We start from the raw sequence: 19,073 nt of genomic DNA, 5'->3' as shown, positions 1-19,073 counted from the left end.
AAACTGGAGACAACACATGAAATCGTTCGTACTTGGCATTGCCGTAGCAAGCAGCATCGTCGCCAGCAGCGCATGGGCGCAACCAGCCGAGCAATTCGTCGCCCTGCCCTCCTACCGCGTCGGTCCTTATGCGGCAGGCGGCTCCGGCTTTTATGGCGGCATCATCGACTATTTCAACCTGGTCAATGCCAACGGCGGCGTCAATGGCGTGAAAATCAGCTGGGAGGAATGCGAGACCGAATACAACCCCTCGCGCGGGGTGGAATGCTATGAGCGCCTGAAAACCAAGAATGGCGGCGCCACCGTCGTGGAACCGCTATCCACCGGCATTGCCTACGGCATCCTGGACCGTATCCCGCAGGACAAGATCCCGATGACGACCCTGGGCTATGGCCGCTCCGACGCGGCCAACGGCAAGGTCTTCCCGTATGTCTTCCCATTGATCTCCAACTACTGGAGCCAGGCTGCCGCCATGGTGAAGTACCTGGGCGACAAGAGCGGCGGCATGGACAAGCTGAAAGGCAAGAAAATCGTCCACCTGTACCATGACTCCGCCTTCGGCAAGGAACCGTTGCCGGTGCTGGAAGCGATGTCCGCACAATACGGCTTTGAACTGATCAAGATTCCGGTCGCGCCGCCAGGCAGCGAGCAGCAGTCGCAATGGCTGCAGATCCGCCAGGCCAAGCCGGATTACGTGATCCTGTGGGGCTGGGGTGTGATGAATTCCGTTGCCATCAAGACCGCACAACGCAACGGTTTCCCGCGCGAGAAGATGCTGGGCGTGTGGTGGGCCGGCTCTGAAGAAGATACTGTGCCATCGGGCGATGCGGCGAAGGGCTATACCTCTATGACCTTCAACACCCCCGGCAACTACCCTCTGCTGGATGAACTGCGCAAGAAAGTCTATGCCAGCGGCAAGGGCAATCTGGCCGACCAGGGCCGCATCGGTTCGGTTTACCACATGCGCGGCCTGACGGCCGGCGTGATGTATGTGGAAGCGATGCGTGCGGCCCAGGAGAAGTTCGGCAAGGGCAAGGCTGTCACTGGCGAACAACTGCGCTGGGGCTTCGAAAACCTGAACATCGACGAAGCCCGCCAGAAGGCGTTGGGCGTCTTCAATATGTTCCCGACTGTGAAGACTTCCTGCGATGACCACGAGGGCTCGGGTGCTGTGAAGGTCCAGCAATGGGACGGAAAAGCCTGGAAGGCTGTGACGCCGAACTGGGTGGTGGGCGACAAAGTCCTGCTGCGAAAACTGGTGGACGAATCGTCCGGCAAGTACGCCGCTGAAAAGAAAATCACGCCTGCCTGCATGAAGTGAGAGGCTTATGAGCTACCTGTCGGTAAATAACATCGAGGTCATTTACGACCACGTGATCCTGGTGCTGAAAGGCGTGTCGCTGCAGGTCCCGCAGGGCAAGATCGTTGCCCTGCTGGGCGCCAACGGCGCCGGCAAGTCCACCACGCTGAAGACCATCTCGACCCTGCTTCGCGGCGAGCGCGGCGACGTGACCAAGGGCGAAGTGCAATTCAAGGGTGAACGCATCGACCAGCTCACGCCCAATGAGCTGGTCAAGCGCGGACTGTCGCAGGTGATGGAAGGCCGTCATTGCTTCGGCCACCTGACCATCGAGGAGAATTTGCTGACGGGAGCTTATACGCGCAGCGCATCGCGCGGCGAAATGAAGGAGTCGCTGGAAAAGGTCTACCACTACTTCCCGCGCCTGCGCGAACGCCGCAACAGCCAGGCCGGCTATACCTCCGGCGGCGAGCAGCAGATGTGCGCCATTGGCCGCGCGCTGATGGCCAAGCCTTCCATGATTTTGCTGGACGAACCGTCGATGGGCATCGCGCCGCAGATCGTGGAAGAGATCTTCGGCATCGTGAAAGACCTGAACGCGAAAGAGAATGTGTCCTTCCTGCTGGCGGAGCAGAACACCAATGTGGCCCTGCGCTATGCCGACTTTGGCTACATCCTCGAGAACGGCCGGGTGGTGATGGAAGGCGAGGCCAGCGAACTGGCCAACAACGAAGACGTCAAGGAGTTCTACCTCGGCATGTCCGGCGCCGGCCGCAAGAGCTTCCGCGACATGAAATTTTACCGCCGGCGCAAACGCTGGTTAGCCTAATTGACGGGTGCCAGCTGCTGACACGCGTAGCGTGTTGGCACCTGGCGCCCGCTGACTAAAATGAACATAACCAAAGCAAAAGAGTTCTGCCGCACCCTGCCTGGCGCCACCGAAGACATCAAATGGGAATGCAACCTGGTGTTCTCGGTGGGCGAAAAGATGTTTGCTGCAATGGACGCAAAAGACAAAGCGAAAGCAATCAGCTTCAAGGTGGATGAAGACCGCTTCCTGGAACTGACGGACCGCGAAGGCATCATTCCTGCACCATACCTGGCGCGCGCCAAATGGGTGATGGTGCAGGACCTTTCCAAGCTACCGGACGCGGAAGCGAAAGCGCTGCTCAAGCGCTCGCACGAGCTGGTATTCGCAAAATTGACCAAGAAACTGCAACGCGAGATTGAAGGAGCGGCATGATGGCCGAAACCCTGGACAGCCTCGAGACGCGCCCGCACGCCGAGCGCGAACGCGATTTGATGGAGCGCCTGCCGCTGCTGGTAGCGCAAGCACAGTCGGCGCCTGGCTGGGCGCGCATCCTTTCCGGCGTCGATGCGTCGCGCATCAACAGCCGCGAAGCGCTGGCGCAACTGCCTGTGACGCGCAAGTCCGACCTCAAGGGGCTGCAGGCGCAGGAACGCCCCTTCGGGGGCCTGAACAGCACCCCGGCCGGTAAGCTGGGACGCATCTTCATGTCCCCCGGCCCCATCTTCGATCCCGAAGGCCGCTCGATCGACTGGTGGCGCTTCTCGCGTCCCATGTTCGCCACCGGCGTGCGTCCCGGCTGCCTGGTGCAGAATTGCTTCTCCTATCATTTCACCCCCGCCGCCTTCATGGTGGAAGGCGGCGCCGCGCGCATCGGCTGCACGGTGATCCCCGCCGGCGCGGGCCAGACTGAGTTGCAGGTCCAGGCCATGGCGGAACTGCAGCCGGATACCTATATCGGCACCCCCTCCTTCCTGAAGATCATCATCGAGAAGGCCGCCGAAATGGGCGCAGACATCAGCAGCGTGAAGCGCGCGATGATGGGCGCGGAAGCACTGCCTGAATCGCTGCGCCAGTGGTTCGCCGAACATGGCGTGCCCGAAGTGATTTCCACCTATGCCTCCGCCGACATCGGCAGCATCGCTTACGAAACGCGCAGCAACGGCAAGCTCAATCCTGGCATGGTGCTGGACGAGGATGTGCTGCTGGAAATCGTCCGTCCGGGCTCCGGCGAGCCGGTAGCGCCGGGCGAAGTAGGCGAGGTGGTCGTCACCTTGTTCAACCCCGACTACCCGCTGATCCGCTTCGCCACCGGCGACTTGTCGGCCGTGCTGGTGGATAGCGCACCATCGCCTTGCGGCCGTACCAACACCCGCATCAAAGGCTGGCTGGGCCGCGCCGACCAGACGACCAAGGTGCGCGCCATGTTTGTCCACCCGTCGCAAGTGCACGAGATCGCACGCCGCCATCCCGGCATGGGCAAGGCACGCCTGGTCGTTTCGGGAAAGATCGCCGACGAAGTCATGACGCTGCATTGCGAGACCGACGATCCGGCGCTGGAAGCCCAGGCCTGCGACATCGTCGCCACGATCCGCGACATCACCAAACTGCGCGGCGAAGTACGCTTCGCGCCGCGCGGCAGTTTGCCGAATGACGGCAAGATCATCGACGATGTGCGCGATTACAGTTGAGATGCCGCAGCGTGTGGCGTAAATCCAACTGTTCCTAGGGCAGGCGGCGGAATGGCGGGATAATTGAGCCATTCTTGACCTGCCTCAGAAACATCATGCAAGACTTTCACCACGACCGCGCACGCGCCCTCCTCAAGAACGCCGAAGAACTCTTCGACAAGGAATCGGTACAGGCGGCAGTCAGCCGCATGGCCGACTCGCTGAACGACCGTTTCGGCGATCCGTCCAAGCAGCAGTTTCCCCTGGTACTGGGGGTGATGGGCGGTGCTGTTGTCTTCACCGGCAACATCCTGCCGCAGCTGACTTTTCCGCTCGAATTCGACTACATCCACGTCAGCCGTTACGGCGACGAGGACCAGGGCGGCAAAGTGGTGTGGAAAGTAGTCCCTCGCCCGACCGTCTCCGGCCGCACGGTGATCGTGCTGGACGATATCCTCGACGAAGGCGAGACCCTGGCGCACGTCAAGGAACGCTTGCTGGAAATGGGCGCCAAGGAAGTCATCATCGCCGTCTTCTGCGACAAGGATATCGGCAAGTCCAAGCCAGTGAAGGCTGACCTGATCGGCATCACGATCCCGAACCGCTTCGTGGTCGGCTTCGGCATGGATGCCTATGGCTACTGGCGCAACTTGCCGGGGCTGTGGGCGCTCAATCCGGCAGACCTGAGCAAAGGCTGAATTCAGGCCGGCAGCCGGATGACCGCATTCAGGCCGCCGTCCGGGTGATTGGCCAGCACTAGCTGGCCGCCATGGCCATCCACTATTCCCTTGGCGATGCCGAGGCCCAGTCCCATGCCCGTATCATTGCGTTCGCGGCCGTGGGACAGGCGCACATAAGGCTCCAGCAAGCTGGGTATCGCTTCTTCCGGCACGCCGGGACCGTGGTCGCGCACCGCAATTTCCGTCCAGCCTTCCAATGAACGCACGCTGATTTGCGCGCGCTCGCCGTAAAACAAGGCGTTATCGAGCAGGTTGCCAATCGCGCGCTTGAGCGCCAGCGGCTTGCCGCGCACCGCGATGCCGCTCTCGTCGTATGCCACATCGTGACCGGCAAGTTGCGCGCTGCGCACCAGGCGGCGGATCAGGGGGTCCAGCTTCACTTCGGTCGGGTTTTCGTGGATATCGCTGTCTTTTACGCATTGCAGCGCGCCTTTGACCATCATGTCCAGTTCATCCAGGTCTTCTTCGAATTCGTTGCGCAGGGCATCGTCATCGAGCAGCTCGGCGCGCAGCTTCAAGCGCGTGATTGGCGTGCGCAAGTCGTGCGAGATGGAGATGAACAGGCGTTCGCGGTCCCTGATGTATTTGGCAATGCGCTCGCGCATGGCGCCGAAAGCACGCGCTGTGTTGACGAATTCCCGGCTGCCGGATTCCGGCAGGGCTGGGGCATGTTCGTCCTTGCCGAATGCTTCGGCTGCATCGGACAGCGCAGCCAGCGGGCGCGTGATCGAGCGAACGACAAGGAAGGACAGCAGCAGCAGCACCGCGAGCGACACGCCCTGCACTACCAGCTTGTCCAAGGACAGGGGATCATTATTGTTCAGGAAATAGGGATTGGGCATCAACGTGGCGAGGTACAGCCAGTTGCCCGGCTCAAGCTCCGTCTGGATGACCAGGATTGGCGCGGGATCGGGCTTGAGCAGCAGGATGTGGCGCACCCACGCTTCCGGCAGCTCGCCGACGCGCACGCCGTCGGGCGACACGGTCAACTGCTCGGGCCAGGCGAAGTCGAGCCGCAGGGGGTTTTCCCCGGCCAGGTCCTTGCGCAGCGTGGTTTCCAGCGTGCTGAGCGCCGCCTGCGCCAACGCATTCGGCGCGATGGGCTGCACCTCGACCTCGTCGCGGTTCAGTGCGACGTAGAAGCGCGTGCCGCCCATTTCGCGGAATTGCTGGATCAGCAGGTTGCGGTAGCTTGGCGGCAAGCTGCGGAAAAAGCGGATTGAGCTGGCCGCGCCCTGCCCCAGGTATTGCGCGGCCGATTTCACGTCCGCTCGCGTCTTGTCGCGCAGCTGCATGGTCCACAGCGAGCTCACTGCCACTTGCGTCAACAACAAGCCTGCCACCATCACCAGCGACAGCCGCGCCAGCAGCGACTGCGGCCACAGCCTACGCATGGGTTACGGCCACCGTGGCGGAAAACACGTAGCCTGCGCCGCGCACCGTCTTGATCAGCATCGGTTGCTTGCCATCGTCGTTGAGGCGCAGGCGCAGGCGGCTGATCTGCACGTCCAGCGAACGATCGAGCGGCCCGGCATCTCGCCCGCGCGTTTCCTCGCACAGCACGCTGCGGTCCAGCACCGTGCCGGGGTGTTCTACGAAATACTTGAGGAGCTGGAAGTCGAGTCCCGTCAGCGCCAGCGGCACGCCTTGGCTATCGACCACCGTGCGTTCCGCCAGGTCCAGCGTAAAGCCGTTGAAGTGGTATGCACGCACGGTAGGCGCCGGGTCGGCGCCAGCCCTGCGCAGGATCGCCTTGATGCGCGCCAGCAGCTCGCGCGGGCTGTATGGCTTGGCGATGTAATCGTCGGCTCCGAGCTCGAGTCCTACCACGCGGTCGGTTTCGTCGGAACTGGCGGTCAGCATGATGATCGGCAGGTTGGACCGCTGGCGCACGATGCGGCACAGCGCGAAGCCATCGGTATCGGGCAGCATCACATCGAGGATCACCAGCGACAATTGCTCGGCGTGTGCATGCAGTTCGGCCAGGAAGCTCTCGCCGTTGTGGGCAAGGATCACCTCATACTGGTTTTTCTCCAGGTAGGTCTTGAGCAGCAGCCGGGTTTTTTGGTCGTCATCGACGATCAGTATCTTGCGTGGCATGTTGGCTTCCTTGCTGTTTGTGGGAGCGGAAATTCAAAGTCCGCAGGAGACCGGCCAGACGGCGCTGCGTTTCCGCCGGCGCCACGGCATCATCCATGTAGAAGCGATGTACCTCGGCGATGATGGCGTCGCGGCTTTCCTCGTCGGCCGCCATGCGGTGCACCAGGCTTGGCGCCTGTGCAGCCGTGCCTCGCGCGAAACTGCGCCACGACGCGCGCGCGCAGCTGTCCATCGCAGCCGGGTTGGCGTCGCGCCGTACCGGCACCGAACCCTTGGCAGCGCTGTATTGCTGTTGTGCGAGCGGCGACATCACGGCCTTCGCCAGCTTTTCCTGCGCCGCTTGATGGGTGTAATCGTTGACGAACATGGCCAGCGTGTCCACGCTGTAGAGGTGATAGTTGTCCGTGCCGGGCAGCGGGATGCAGGAAAAATCGGTGTCGATCTCCTGGCCCAGCTCAGTCAGTTCGGCCTTGGCCCAGTCACCCATCACGAACATTGCTGCCTCGCCACGCGAGAAACGCTTGACAGCCTCGGTCCACGGCTGCTCTTCGGCCGGACTGAGCATCCAGCTCTTCATGCTGCGCAGTCGCTGCAAAGACTGCGCCAGGCGCGGGTCGACGGCCGCCTGCGGACTTTGGCGCACGAACAGTTCGCGGTAATACTCAGGACCGCCGGTCAATAGCAACAGGTTTTCGAACAGGGTCGCCACCTGCCACGGCTCGCTGCTCTGCACCAGCGGGGCAATGCCGGCGGCACGCAGCCGGTGCACCGCCTTCTCGAGTTCAGGCCAGGTCGTTGGCGGCGCCAAGTTGAGGCGCTCGAGCAGCCTGCGATTGTAGAAAAGTGTATTGATGCGATGAATGCCGAGCGGCGCCGCGACTACATGGCCGCGATGACGAACCAGCTCGCGCACAGTGGGGAAAAGCGCCTTGTTCCAGTTGCCGGAGTTGGCGACGCTATCCAGCTCAAGCAGCAGGCCCAGTTCCGCCCACTCGCCGATCGAGACGCCGATGATCTGCGTCGCATCCGGTGCATTGCCAGCCAGGACCCTGCTGCGCAGGACCTTGCCTGCCCCAAGGCCCGCGCCGCCGGGAATTGCCGCATCCTGCCAGGCGACGCCTTCATCCCCCAGGCGCGCCGCCAATACATTGGCGGCGTGGCGCTCCCCGGCCGAAGTCCACCAATGCAGCACCTGCAAGGAAGGCGCCGCCGCCTCGGCGGCCAATGACATCAGCATCAGGGGAAGTGATAGCAGGCGCGCCAGGCGCGCGATCTGCAAACGCCGGTGGGACTTGTGCACCTACTACTCCAGCAGATAACGATCCGGCAATTCTATCTCCATGAAGTCATTTTGTGTCCTTTTACGGCATAGAACAGGATCAGGGCGTAGCATGGCAGCAGCAGCCAGTATGCAGCCTGCGAACCTGAGAGGTCGGAAAGGTGCCCATACAGCATCGGCAACAGAGCGCCGCCCGCGATCCCCATGATCAGCAGGGCCGAGCCGCTGGCGGTATAGCGCCCCAGGCCTTCCAGCGCCAGCGGCCAGATTGCCGGCCATACCAGCGCGTTGGCGAAGCCCAGCATGGCGAGGAACATCACCGTGTCCGGTACCGCCGGCACACCGAATACGCCCAACAAGGCTTGCGACAAGCCGCTGCCAGTGGCCGAACCCTGGATAACGCAGAAGGAAAACGCGATCCCGCTCACCGCGGACAGCAAAAGCGCCTGTTTCTGCGACAGCCAGCGGGGAATCGCCACAATGCCGACGATATAGCCGGCCACCATGAAGCCCATGGTGTAGGAAGTGAGAATGCCGAATTTCTCCACATGCAGGCTATGTCCGTACAGGCCAATGGTATCGCCCGCAATCACTTCCACACCGACATAGACGAACAGCGCCAGCGCACCCAGAACCAGTTGCGGGAACTGCAGCACCCCCCAGCGGGAAGTGCCTTCATCGCCACTGGCCTGCTGCCCAGGAATTTCACGCAGTGGCGCAAGGCGCACGATAACAGCCATCGCCAGCAGACCCACAGCCATCAAGCCGTACGGCAGCACCAGCCGTTGCGCGAGCTGGCTGCGCAGCAGCGCCGCATCCGGCGCGCTCATGGCGGCCAGCGTCGCGTCCGAGTAGCTGCCGAAGTCGGACAGCATCATTCCGCTGAATGCCAGCGGTACCAGCACGCCCGCCGTCTTGTTGAACAGGCCCATGATGCTGATGCGGGTCGCAGCACTCTCGCGTGCGCCGATACAGACGATGTAAGGGTTGATCGCCGTCTGCATCAGTGTCATGCCGCTGGCCAGGGTAAACAGCGCCAGCAGAAACAGCGGATAAGAGGCCGCGCGCGCGGCCGGGATGAACAACACCGCGCCGAAGGCCATGACCGCGAGGCCGATCGACATGCCGGTGCGGTAGCCAGTACGGCGCAACACCACGGCAGAAGGTAGCGCCATTAAGGTGTAGGCAATGTAGAACGCAAACGTGACCCATAACGACTGGAAGTTGTTCAGGTCGCAGGCGATCTTGAGAAAGGGGATCAGCGATCCGTTCAGCCATGTCGCGCAGCCAAGGATGAAAAACATCAGGCCAATGAAAGTCATGGCTACCGCCACGCTGCCGGCGCCAGGGACGGCTTGTGCGCCGGCCATCTCGAGGGTCTGTTCTTTGTGCATGTGAATCCGAAGGGCGAGGATGAAGAAGCCCCCTCCCGGGCAGGAGGGGGCGTTGCGGCAGATCAGAACTTGCCGCGCAGGCCGACGCTATAGCGCGCGCCGTTTTCGTACACGCCGACCGGCAAGCCGTCGGTGGTGTTGGTGCGGATCAGCTCATTGCCGATATTCACGGCGCTGGCGAAGATGCTCAACTGAGGGGTGATATCCCAGTTGGCGGTGGCATCCCATTGGCCGTAGGCGCTGGTCACGTCCTGGCCGCCTTGGTCCAGGCCACCGTAGGACTTGGAGCGGTAGTTGTACGACAGGCGCACGCTGTAGCTGTTCTTCTCGTAGAACACGCTGGCATTCATCTGGTTCTTCGAATTGCCGATGACATTCAGCTTGCGCCCGCCCGCCACCGCGCCGGTCTTGGCGTCGGTGTAGGTGAAGTTGACCACAGTGCCGAAGCCGCTGCTGCCAAACGCCTGCTGCCACTGGATTTCCAGGCCGTTGACCTTTGCGCCATTGTCGGCATTGTGCGGGCGGGTTACCGGACGCTGCACGCCTGCCACGTTCTCCATCGCCGTCGAGGTGTAAATGAAGGTATCGAGTTGCTTGGCGAAGGCGGTTGCCGACAGCAGCGACGCATCGGCGAAATACCACTCCGCGCCAATCTCGAATTGGTTGGCGTGGTAAGGCTTGAGCAGCGGATTGCCTGCGGTGGCGGCATTGGTGGTGCCACTGACCTCCGTGCTGGCACTCAGGTCGCTGAAGGTGTTGCGGGCCATCACGCGCGAAGCGGCGGCGCGTAGCAGCAGGTCCTTGCGGAAATCGTACACCACGTTGATGTTCGGCAGTGCGTCAGTGTAGCTGCGGCCTACGCTGCCCAGCACATAGTTGCCGGTGCCGTCCAGGTCCTGGTAGGCATCCGAGGTCTGTTTCGTGCGCACCAGTCGTACGCCGAAGTCGCCGCGCCATTTATCGAAGGCGTAGTCGGCGCGCACGTATGCGGCCGAAATCTTCTCCTGGATACGGTAGTACTCGCCCTTCGCCTCCTTGTAGACCATGCCTTTGTCGTACATGGCGAAGCCTTTGCTTGCGGCCAGGGCATCGTCCACCCAGGCGAACTGGGTCAGTGAGCCCGCCGTTGCGGCCTCCTGGCTGATCATCGGCGACGCGCCGGTGGAGAGGTCGGCCAGGGTGTAAGGAATCCAGCCCACGCTGCCCGGGCCGACGGTACCGATGGTGCGGCGGTTCTGCACCTTGTTGTCGCGGTACTTCAGGCCTACCTTCACCGACTTGATGTAAGGATTTTCCAGGTCGAAGGTCAGGTCGGCCTGACCGTAGTTCTCCTTGCTCTCCATGCGGCGAATCCAGTCGCGCGCGCTCTGCAGCGTCAGCTTGGTGGGGTCGAGTGGGCTCATGTCGAGGTATTTCACCTCGTAGGTGTCCGGCGCGATATTGATCGTAGCGCGGGTGTTCCCGGTGAACCAGAAGTTGCGGTCATGCTTGCTGCCGCCGGAACCGGAAGTCGTGCCGGTCTGCGCATGGAGCCTCCAGTTGTCTCCGTCGTAGCTGCCTTCCAGGTCCAGAACCTTGGACTTCACATAAGCTTCGCGGTAGATCGGCTCGAACGACACGCCATTCACCGGGCCCACGGTGCCTCCCACCACGGACTTGCCGCCGTCCGAGTTGTTGATAAAACGCGGGTTATCCACACGAATATTGTTGTTCGCGTCAGCCAGGCCGCCGATCTGCCACAGGTAGTTCTGGTTGCTGTTATCCATCTTCATATCGGAATTAAGGTAATTCAGCGATATGTCGGATTGCGGGGTCGGGCGCAGTTGCAGGGTGATATTGCCGGTGGTGCGCTCGCGATCCTGGCGGAAGATCGGCGTGCCGCCGCCCCAGGAGGCGTATGCGTTCGGGGTAACCACGCCATTCTGGTCGACGATGTTGTACTTGGTCGCGTCGGTGAAGTTTTCCAGGCCGTCGCGGCGCATCGTGCGCTCCTGGCGGCTCAGGGCAACCAGCACGCCGAAGGTCTTGGCTTCGTTAACCCAGTTCACCAAGCCGGAAAACTGCGGGTCGGTTTTCTTCGGCAGCTCACTGTAGGTCGCTTCCGCCGAGGCTTGCGCGGTGAAGGGCTTCTTGAATTGCAACGGCTTGCGCGTGCGGACGATCACCAGGCCGCCAATGCTGCCTTCATCAAGATCGGCCGAAGGGCTCTTGAAGACATCGAGGCTGCCCACCAGTTCGGACGGCAGGATGTCGTAGTTGAAACCGCGGCTTTGCGCATCGTTTTTCCACCAGTAGGCCGATGCCACCGATTGGCCGTTCAACTGCGTCATGTTCAGGTTCTTGTCGGTACCGCGCACAAAGATATCGCGGCCTTCGCCCCAGGTACGGTCGACCGAGATGCCAGGGATACGCTGCAGGGAGTCGGCCACGTTTTTGTCGGGGAACTTGCCCAGGTCCTCCGCCGTGACGGAATCCACCACATTCAGCGCATCGCGCTTCTCGGCCAGGTTGCGCTTCAGCGTTTCGCGAATGCCGCGAACTTCCACAGACTGCAGGGTGTCGGTGCCCTCCGCAGACTGTGCCTGCACGTTATGCAGTGCCAGCGTGCCGAACATCAGCGCGATCAACTGCGGTAGTTTCTTCCTTCCTAGCGGTGCTCCGTTCATTTCTTTTTCCTTATCGTCTCTAAAGCGCTGCAAAAAATTCCCCGGCATACTCCCCATGCCGGGGCCAACACACTGCTTGGGGGAGTGTGATCATTCCTGCTGTGGCAGATACCACTTCGCAAAACCGTTCTGGATGCGCGCCGCCGCTTCGCGCGCGCCCAGCTTTCCGTTCAGGACCTGCGCGTTTACCGACCAAAGCTCGCTTTCCATATTCGGCAAGCCGCGGTTCATGATCAGCGCGTTCAGGCGGAAGTTCGAATCGCATGTCGTGCGCCAGGCGGCCATCTGCTTGGCCAGCGGGTCGCGGACTGCGATCAGGTGATTCGATAGCGTGAAAAAGCCGATCACGCGGTTGGTGTACAGGTCCGCAAATTCCTGGGAGCCGAGCCAGGCCAGGAACTTGTAGGCGTCAGCCTTGTTGCGCGACTTGCGATTGATGCCGATGCCGATGTCCATGTGGTCGGAAATCTGGCAGCGGTCGCCCGCCTGCTGCACCGGTGGCGCGAATACGCCCAGCTCAAGGTCGGGAAACTGGTTGAAATAGGAGATGTCCCACGAGCCGGCCGGATATATTGCGGCGCCGCCCTGGGCGAACAGCAGTTGGGCATCGCGGTAAGTCTGCACCGGCGCCGATTTGGGCATGTAGGCTGCCAGGCGCGCCTCGAACTCGAAGGCCGCAACGAAGGGCGCGTCGGTGAATTTGGCCTTGCCAGCGATCAGCGCACGCCTGCCTTGCTCGCCGCCCCAGTAATTCGGGCCGATATTGGTGAACACGGTCTGGCTGGACAACCATTCGTCGGCTGTGCCCAGCGCCAGCGGCGCGTACTGGCTCTTGCGAACGGCATCCAGCACGTTGAAGAATTCCGCTTCCGTCGCGGGCGGCTGCAGGCCCAGCTTCCTGAAGATCTTCTTGTTGTACAGGAAGCCGTGGATCACGGAGGCGACCGGCATACAGAAAGTATCCTTGCCATCGTCCGTCTGCCAGGCGACCAGCGAACCAGATGCGAAGTTCTCCATCCCTGCCTTGCCGTTCAGCTTTTCCAGATAGCCACGGCGATACAGCAGCAACGAGGTGTCGAAGGGACGGCAGGCCAGCATATCGCCTGCGGTGCCGTTGCCTAAGCGGGCGGCCAGGCTGGTGTCGTACTCGGTGGGAGCGGTGGGCGAGAACTTTACCGAAATACCCGGGTGCTTGCGTTCGAACGCGGGAAGCAGCACGGTTTCCCACAGGGCCTTGTCGTCAACCCGCCAGCTCTCCAGTACCAGGGTGCCGGCGCGTGCGGCGCTGGTGCAAATCAGCGCTAGGACTAGTGCGGCTCGCAGGATACGGCTGGTTGGCACGGCGGCTTCTCCACGGGGTGCTGTCGATCAGTAAATTCATGCTAACACCGTGAAAAATGTGACACCAGCGACGCCCTCGCGTACGGACGCCATTCACAAACCATTGATTTTTATGAGGATTTTGCAGAAGAACTGCGGCAGTGCTTACAAAACTTTACAGAACAGCGGCCGCAGCCCGGTGATTGCGTTCACGCCTTGTCATGGGCGCTTACAAAACATTACGAAACGCGCGCATTTATTACGTGCGGAGTTGCAGGCGAGCGCGCGCAGCGTTGTATTCTGCCGTCATTCGCTCCACCAGTTCGGCGGTAGTCGGCACATCGTGCATCAAGCCGACACCCTGGCCAGCGCCCCAGATATCGCGCCATGCCTTGGCTGTGCCGCTGTTGAAGCTCATTTTCGACTTGTCCGATTCCGGCAGGTTTTCCGGATCAAGCCCCGCCGCAACGATGGACTTTTTCAGGTAGTTGCCATGCACGCCTGTGAACAGGTTGGTGTAAACCACGTCCGCCGCCGACGATTCGATAATGGCTTCGCGATAGTCCTCGGTAACGTTCGACTCCTGCGTGGCCAGGAAACGCGAACCGACGTAGGCGAAGTCCGCCCCCATCGCCTGCGCGGCCAGCACCGCGTCGCCGGTCGCGATCGATCCGGACAGCGCCAGCGGACCGTCGAAGAAGCGCCGCACTTCGCCCACCAGCGCAAACGGCGACAGCGTCCCGGCATGGCCGCCCGCGCCGCTGGCGACCAGGATCAGGCCATCCACACCCGCCTCCAAGGCCTTCTGCGCGTGGCGGATATTGATCACGTCATGCAGCACGATGCCGCCGTAGCTGTGGATAGCATCCAACATTTCCACAGGCGGCGCGCGCAGCGAGGAAATGATGATCGGCACCTTGTGGCGCACGCATACTTCCACATCGTGCTCCAGGCGTTCGTTGGAATGGTGGACGATCTGGTTGACCGCGATCGGGCCCACGCGCACGCCGGGGTTGGCGGCCTGGTAGTCGGCCAGTTCCTTTTGCAGGTCCGTCAGCCAGGTATCAAGCAATTCCTTCGGCCGCGCATTCAGTGCAGGGAAGGAGCCGACGATACCCGCCTTGCACTGGGCTGCCACCAGCGCAGGGCCACTGGCGATGAACATGGGGGAAGCGATGACTGGCAGGGCCAGGTGCTGCAATGCGGCTGGTAGTGTCATGGCGTTGGCCTCAGAAATTTTGCATGCCGCCTACTGTACCCTCTTTCGGATACGTGATGCTGTAGCCGACGTTGATCTTCATGGTCTCATTTGGCGCCATGGTTTTTTCCCAACCCACCACGCCCTGGCGCTGCTCCCACGCCGCAATCCCAGGCTGCGGCGAGAACACCTGTTTCACCTTGATCTCTTCCGACGCGCTGACAGGCGTCGATTCCAGCACCAGCAAGTCGACCGGCGTCTTGTGGAAGCTGCTGATCGTGAACACGTCCGCCACCTGCTGTTCGCCGCGCTGCGACAGGAATCCGCGGCTGCCCGACTGCTGGTCGGCGCGATCCACCGTGACGCGCACCAGGTCATCGCGGCCGAAGGACAGCGCCAGCTTGTCCGACGCTTGGGTGTTCCAATGGGTAGCGCCGACATAACCGCCATCGCGGAATAACTGGATATTCCCGTTCAGCCAGACGCCGGAAGGACGCTCGGCTTCCGCCGTTATCACGGCGAATTTCTCCTGGCGGGGAACCACACGCACGCGCTGCTTGGCGGCGACCTTCAGGGTCGACAGGGCCAGCGTGATTTCGCGGCCGTCGGATGCCAGGGTGACGCGGTTGGGAACAGCGAATTCCGTATCGAACGTGCCCTGCGTTTCCAGCACAGGTGGGATGAAAGTATCCTGGGCTATGCGGCTGCCAGTGACCATCACGGGAGCCGGGGCCGCTGCAATCGGAGCTTCCGGCGCAGCACCATAGTTGTGCTGCTGCGGCGGCCTTGGCGGATAGTAGGTCAGGCGCTGCGGCACAGGCTCGGGCGCCTGCGGCGAAAGACGCGGCTGGCCGGTCGACAGGCGCATTTCGACGCTGCTCCAGTCCTCGCCGGACTTCTGCGCAACTACCGCCATGCGTTCCAGTTCGATGGTGGACGTCGTGGAGTTCAGAGAGGCACGGTAAGCCGGCTTCCAGCCCGCACGATTGACCTGATAGGAAAGCTGGACACTGCCAGCTTGCTGCGCCGCGACGGCAATGGTAATGCTGCGCTGGTCGCGCGCCCCGCTACGCACCTTCTCCAGTTCGCGCTGTACCGTCTTTATTTTCTTGTCGATCTCGCGCAGCTGGATCTGGCTGCGCTGGATCTGCGCCAAGGCTTCACGGCCGCCGCGCTTGATCGTGTCAACCGCGGCACCGAGAGACTTGCCGTCGACCGGGGTCGAGGTATTCTCGCCACCATTCAGCTTGGACAGGTAGTTTTTCACCAGCACGGACGACTCAATCTCCACGTTCAGCAGGTCACGGCTGTCTTCCAGCGCCTGCAATTTCGCTTCCAGCTCCGCTTCGCGCGGGCTGACTGCTTCCGCCTGTCCCACGTCGCGCGTCACGATCTGGCCGACCTGCACGCCCGGGGAAGCCTGGATGCGCAGCGTCTGCGCATCGAAATTGGCCGGCAAACCGGTGATCTCCAATTCCTTCATGCCAGGGGCAACCTGGGCTTGGCGCTCCACGGTGGCGGTCCCGGAATACAGGGTCACGCGCGTAATCGGCGCGTTGCTGGCGCAGGCAAATCCCGACAGGGAGAAACAAAGGGCTACAGCGGTGGCGATACGGCTTGGCTTCATGAAGGCTCACAGGCGATGTAAAACCTGATCTTGCAGCGCGCATGAAATATTGTCAATTTAAGAACGCCACACCCCGAGCAAGGCCTTTACCTTGGTCCACACCGACAGGCGTTCGTCGGACAGCGCATCGAGGAAGTCGGACAGGCGCTTGGACTTCGCCATCGTGTACACGGTGAGCGCGGTAGTGATGACGAACACCGAGCCGAAAATCCATACGCGGCGCGACATTGGCGCATCGGCTTCCGCCAGAAGATTCATGCCAAGGAAGCCGGTAGTGATGGTGCCGATCATGCCGAAGATGGTGACGACCGTCAGGCGCACAACGGTATTGGCCTGGCGCCGCAGGCTGTCCGCTTCCAGGTAGCCGTTCATGTCGGCCACACGGGTTTTGACTTCCACGTAAGCACGCTCGATGTCGAGGTGCTGGCCGCACATGCGGAACAGCGCGCGGATCTGCTGCTGGTCCGAGATTTCGGTGAACCAGTAGCGGTGCGTGAATCGCAGGAAGCTCTCGAAGGCGTAACGGATGCGACGCTTGAAAGAACGCACACTGTCGGCATCCGTCACCTGCAATTGCGTCAGCGCCTCCGCCAGGCGGTCGGAAAACATCAGCAGGGATGCCTTCTGCAGGTGGGCGATCATGAACAGCAGGAAGTGCTGGTGCCGGAACTGCGACAGCACGCCGCGCTCCTTGCAGCAGAAGAATTGCGAAGCCGCGTCGCCCACCACGACCAGGGCATAACCGCTGCAGATATACCGCGTGTAAGGCGCGGCACCGCCATTGCACCAGAAACGGTCATAGAAATAGCGGCGGTCGACACCGTCCGACTGCGTGCGCTGAGCATCGGCAGGAGCGGACGAAGTACCGGCCATCGTGCCCAGGGCCGCAAAGTCCGACGGCGAAAGCTCGCTCGGCCGGTCGACGGCAAGGTAGGCCATCATCGGCATGCGGTAGTACTCCACCTGGCGGTAGCGCAACGCCGCCGTAGCTCCGGGCGCATCGGGCTCCATCGGTTCCAGCAAGTAGCGCCAGTGTGAAGCAATACGCGGCGCCTGGTGGCGCACTACCTGGTCGATGAAGGCTTGCCGCTCCTGCGCATCGGATCGCACCAGCAGGCGGCCGTGGGCATCGAGCCATTCGACGCCATGCATGCAATGCAGCGCGTTACCGGCGTCATCCCAGCCGGCAGGGTAGGCGCGGCCGAAGCGGTACAGCAAATCCTGTGCATCGTCGAAAGGCAGGTCGTTGGCGCCGACCTCCATCACCAGCAGCACGATGTCGACGTCGAAGAAAAAATGCAGGCAGAGATTGTGCACATCCAGCACGCGAGGCTCGACGCCGGCCTGCGTGGTCACGCGTACCTTGGCGATATCCTTGCGGCGGAAGATGCGGCGCTGGCCAGCGCCAAACAGGAAACGCTGCACATAGGGCAGGAAGCTGACGAATTCTGTGTAGTAGCGCTCCTGGAAGGCCGCACTGGCGTCCTGCGCAGAAGTGACCTCGCGCCACGGCGAGTCAGCCCCAAGAAATTCCCAGGGCCGCGCATGCGCGCGCTCGGCCCCATCTGGCGGCATCAGCCGCAACGGCCATAACAGAACCTGCCTGACATGCTGGACACGCGGGGATTGGTCGCTCATGCAACCAGTATAGCCGAGCCCGTGTCACACCTTGGGGTCACACCCTAAGTGTGACACGAACGCGACTATTGCTTAGCAGAGTCCGTGTCACTCTCGGGGTGTGACCCCATGGTGTGACACGAAGTCAGCCGTCGTTGAGGAGGATGTCGTTCTCGACGCGTGCGCTGCAGGCGCGCACCAGTTGTTTGACGGCCCACGCGGCCAATTGTTCGGTGCTCATACCAAGGTGGCGGCTGGCGATCGCCTGCATCAACGGGATCGAGGCGAACAGCGGCACCACGTCGGCCACTGGCATGCTTTGGCGCTCCAGCAACAGGAATTTGAGCAGAACCTTGACCGCGTATTCTGCATTACGCTTGGGGTCGGCCGACAGGAAGTCCAGGCGGCGGCGGGCGCGCGCCAGCGCGGCTTCCACGTCCTCGAACACCGCACCGTGGCCCGGGATAACCGCTTTCACATCCAGTCCGGCGATCACGTCCAGCGTGGCCGCGGCTTCCGCAAATCCTTCTTCGCCTTCGAGCTCGGGGAAGATCACGCCGAAACCGTTTTGCCACAGCGCGTCGGCCGATACCAGCACCTTCTCGGACGGGCAATAGAAGATCACCGAGTGGGCGTGGTGTCCCGGTGCACCCAGCACCTGCCATTCCAGGTCGCCTAGCGTCAGCGTTTCGCCGGCGGTAATCACGCCGTCGATGGAAAATCGTTCGCACTGCTGGCCGGTTGCCTTGAAACTGAGCGCGTCTTCATCCCAGTGACGTACTTTTTCAGCTTCCGGCTCGGGGATATAGGTGTCGCAGCCGAAATGCGCCTGCAGCGCAGCATTGCCGCCGCAGTGGTCGGAATGCAGGTGCGTCGTGTACAGCCGGTCCAGGCGGCGGCCGTGCAAGGCGTGCCGCACCAGGTCGAGCGTCTGCTGTTTGTGCGCGACATAGCCGCTGTCGATCATGGCAGCGTCGTGGCGGCCCAACAGCAGGACATTATTGGACGAGAGCCAGCCGCGTTCGAAAACGTGGATGGATGGGTGTAGCTTCATTGCGTCAGTCAAAGTCGATCAGTTGCTCACGGCGGCGCAGCTCAGCCCACACGGCGCGCTTGTATGCGTCGTCGGCACGCGACCAGGCGACGATCTCGTCAATGGTGCGCAGGCAACCTTCGCAAAAACCAGTGTCCTGGTTCATCTTGCACAGGCTGATGCAGGGTGATGGCACGGGCGTGGCCAGTTCCGGCGCGCCTGGCGGCAGTTCAGTACTCATGGCCGACATTTTACCGCAGTGCGGCAAAAGTGCCTGGAATGGCCATATACTGATGGGGCACCAGAACAATAAGGAGTGGC

Annotated in this window: 16 protein-coding genes; 5 read left to right on the top strand and 11 right to left on the bottom strand. The window is 62.0% G+C overall.

The annotated features are described in order from the left end of the window. The first annotated feature begins 16 nt into the window (after positions 1 to 16). The 5 genes from ACN9MY_RS02295 to ACN9MY_RS02275 all read left to right on the top strand — a co-directional run bounded on the left by ACN9MY_RS02295 (position 17) and on the right by ACN9MY_RS02275 (position 4,476). Positions 17 to 1,321: an ABC transporter substrate-binding protein gene (locus ACN9MY_RS02295; protein WP_426167080.1), complete on the top strand. Its 1,305-nt coding sequence runs from the start codon at positions 17 to 19 to the stop codon at positions 1,319 to 1,321. A gap of 7 nt (positions 1,322 to 1,328) precedes the next feature. Further along, positions 1,329 to 2,129 carry an ABC transporter ATP-binding protein gene (locus ACN9MY_RS02290; protein ID WP_028103337.1) on the top strand — a complete coding sequence of 267 codons (801 nt, stop codon included), beginning with the start codon at positions 1,329 to 1,331 and terminating at the stop codon, positions 2,127 to 2,129. 60 nt (positions 2,130 to 2,189) lie between these two features. Next, complete coding sequence (locus ACN9MY_RS02285; RefSeq protein WP_426167078.1) at positions 2,190 to 2,543, top strand: MmcQ/YjbR family DNA-binding protein; 354 nt, start codon at positions 2,190 to 2,192, stop codon at positions 2,541 to 2,543. After that, complete coding sequence (locus tag ACN9MY_RS02280; RefSeq protein ID WP_426337621.1) at positions 2,543 to 3,799, top strand: phenylacetate--CoA ligase family protein; 1,257 nt, start codon at positions 2,543 to 2,545, stop codon at positions 3,797 to 3,799. The genes ACN9MY_RS02285 and ACN9MY_RS02280 overlap by 1 nt, the downstream gene beginning before the upstream one ends. Positions 3,800 to 3,894: 95 nt before the next feature. Further along, a complete protein-coding gene (locus ACN9MY_RS02275; RefSeq protein ID WP_426336800.1) occupies positions 3,895 to 4,476 on the top strand; it encodes a hypoxanthine-guanine phosphoribosyltransferase in 582 nt (193 codons plus the stop codon). A gap of 2 nt (positions 4,477 to 4,478) precedes the next feature. Here the strand turns inward: ACN9MY_RS02275 and ACN9MY_RS02270 are convergent, their stop codons facing one another. The 11 genes from ACN9MY_RS02270 to ACN9MY_RS02220 all read right to left on the bottom strand — a co-directional run bounded on the left by ACN9MY_RS02270 (position 4,479) and on the right by ACN9MY_RS02220 (position 19,002). Continuing rightward, positions 4,479 to 5,912, bottom strand: coding sequence for an ATP-binding protein (locus tag ACN9MY_RS02270; RefSeq protein WP_426336799.1), 1,434 nt, complete (start codon positions 5,910 to 5,912; stop codon positions 4,479 to 4,481). After that, complete coding sequence (locus ACN9MY_RS02265; protein WP_426167072.1) at positions 5,905 to 6,618, bottom strand: response regulator; 714 nt, start codon at positions 6,616 to 6,618, stop codon at positions 5,905 to 5,907. The genes ACN9MY_RS02270 and ACN9MY_RS02265 overlap by 8 nt, the downstream gene beginning before the upstream one ends. After that, complete coding sequence (locus ACN9MY_RS02260) at positions 6,590 to 7,918, bottom strand: ABC transporter substrate-binding protein (RefSeq protein ID WP_426320239.1); 1,329 nt, start codon at positions 7,916 to 7,918, stop codon at positions 6,590 to 6,592. Before ACN9MY_RS02260 ends, ACN9MY_RS02265 begins: the two co-directional genes overlap by 29 nt. Before the next feature lie 32 nt (positions 7,919 to 7,950). Further along, entirely contained in the window at positions 7,951 to 9,291 is a 1,341-nt protein-coding gene (gene gluP, locus ACN9MY_RS02255) for a glucose/galactose MFS transporter (protein WP_426320237.1), read from the bottom strand. A gap of 62 nt (positions 9,292 to 9,353) precedes the next feature. Next, positions 9,354 to 11,957 (bottom strand): TonB-dependent receptor, encoded by a 2,604-nt coding sequence (locus tag ACN9MY_RS02250; RefSeq protein ID WP_426320235.1) that lies wholly within the window; start codon positions 11,955 to 11,957, stop codon positions 9,354 to 9,356. Between the two features lie 90 nt (positions 11,958 to 12,047). Next, complete coding sequence (locus ACN9MY_RS02245) at positions 12,048 to 13,298, bottom strand: ABC transporter substrate-binding protein (RefSeq protein ID WP_426320233.1); 1,251 nt, start codon at positions 13,296 to 13,298, stop codon at positions 12,048 to 12,050. A gap of 238 nt (positions 13,299 to 13,536) precedes the next feature. After that, the gene (locus ACN9MY_RS02240; protein ID WP_426167062.1) at positions 13,537 to 14,496 is read right to left on the bottom strand and encodes an NAD(P)H-dependent flavin oxidoreductase; all 960 of its coding nucleotides are present in this window, start codon (positions 14,494 to 14,496) and stop codon (positions 13,537 to 13,539) included. A gap of 10 nt (positions 14,497 to 14,506) precedes the next feature. Beyond that, a complete protein-coding gene (locus ACN9MY_RS02235) occupies positions 14,507 to 16,102 on the bottom strand; it encodes a DUF4139 domain-containing protein (RefSeq protein WP_426336798.1) in 1,596 nt (531 codons plus the stop codon). Positions 16,103 to 16,159: 57 nt separating this feature from the next. Continuing rightward, entirely contained in the window at positions 16,160 to 17,740 is a 1,581-nt protein-coding gene (locus ACN9MY_RS02230) for a hypothetical protein (protein ID WP_426167058.1), read from the bottom strand. A gap of 124 nt (positions 17,741 to 17,864) precedes the next feature. Beyond that, a complete protein-coding gene (locus tag ACN9MY_RS02225; RefSeq protein ID WP_426167056.1) occupies positions 17,865 to 18,773 on the bottom strand; it encodes an MBL fold metallo-hydrolase in 909 nt (302 codons plus the stop codon). A 4-nt stretch (positions 18,774 to 18,777) separates the two neighbouring features. Next, on the bottom strand, positions 18,778 to 19,002 hold the full coding sequence (locus ACN9MY_RS02220) for a DUF1289 domain-containing protein (protein ID WP_055927230.1): 225 nt from the start codon (positions 19,000 to 19,002) through the stop codon (positions 18,778 to 18,780). Positions 19,003 to 19,073: the final 71 nt, after the last annotated feature.

It is taken from the genome of Pseudoduganella sp. R-31, from assembly GCF_049913235.1.
Lineage (GTDB): Bacteria > Pseudomonadota > Gammaproteobacteria > Burkholderiales > Burkholderiaceae_D > Rugamonas.
This window is presented reverse-complemented; position numbering and strand designations above follow the sequence as displayed.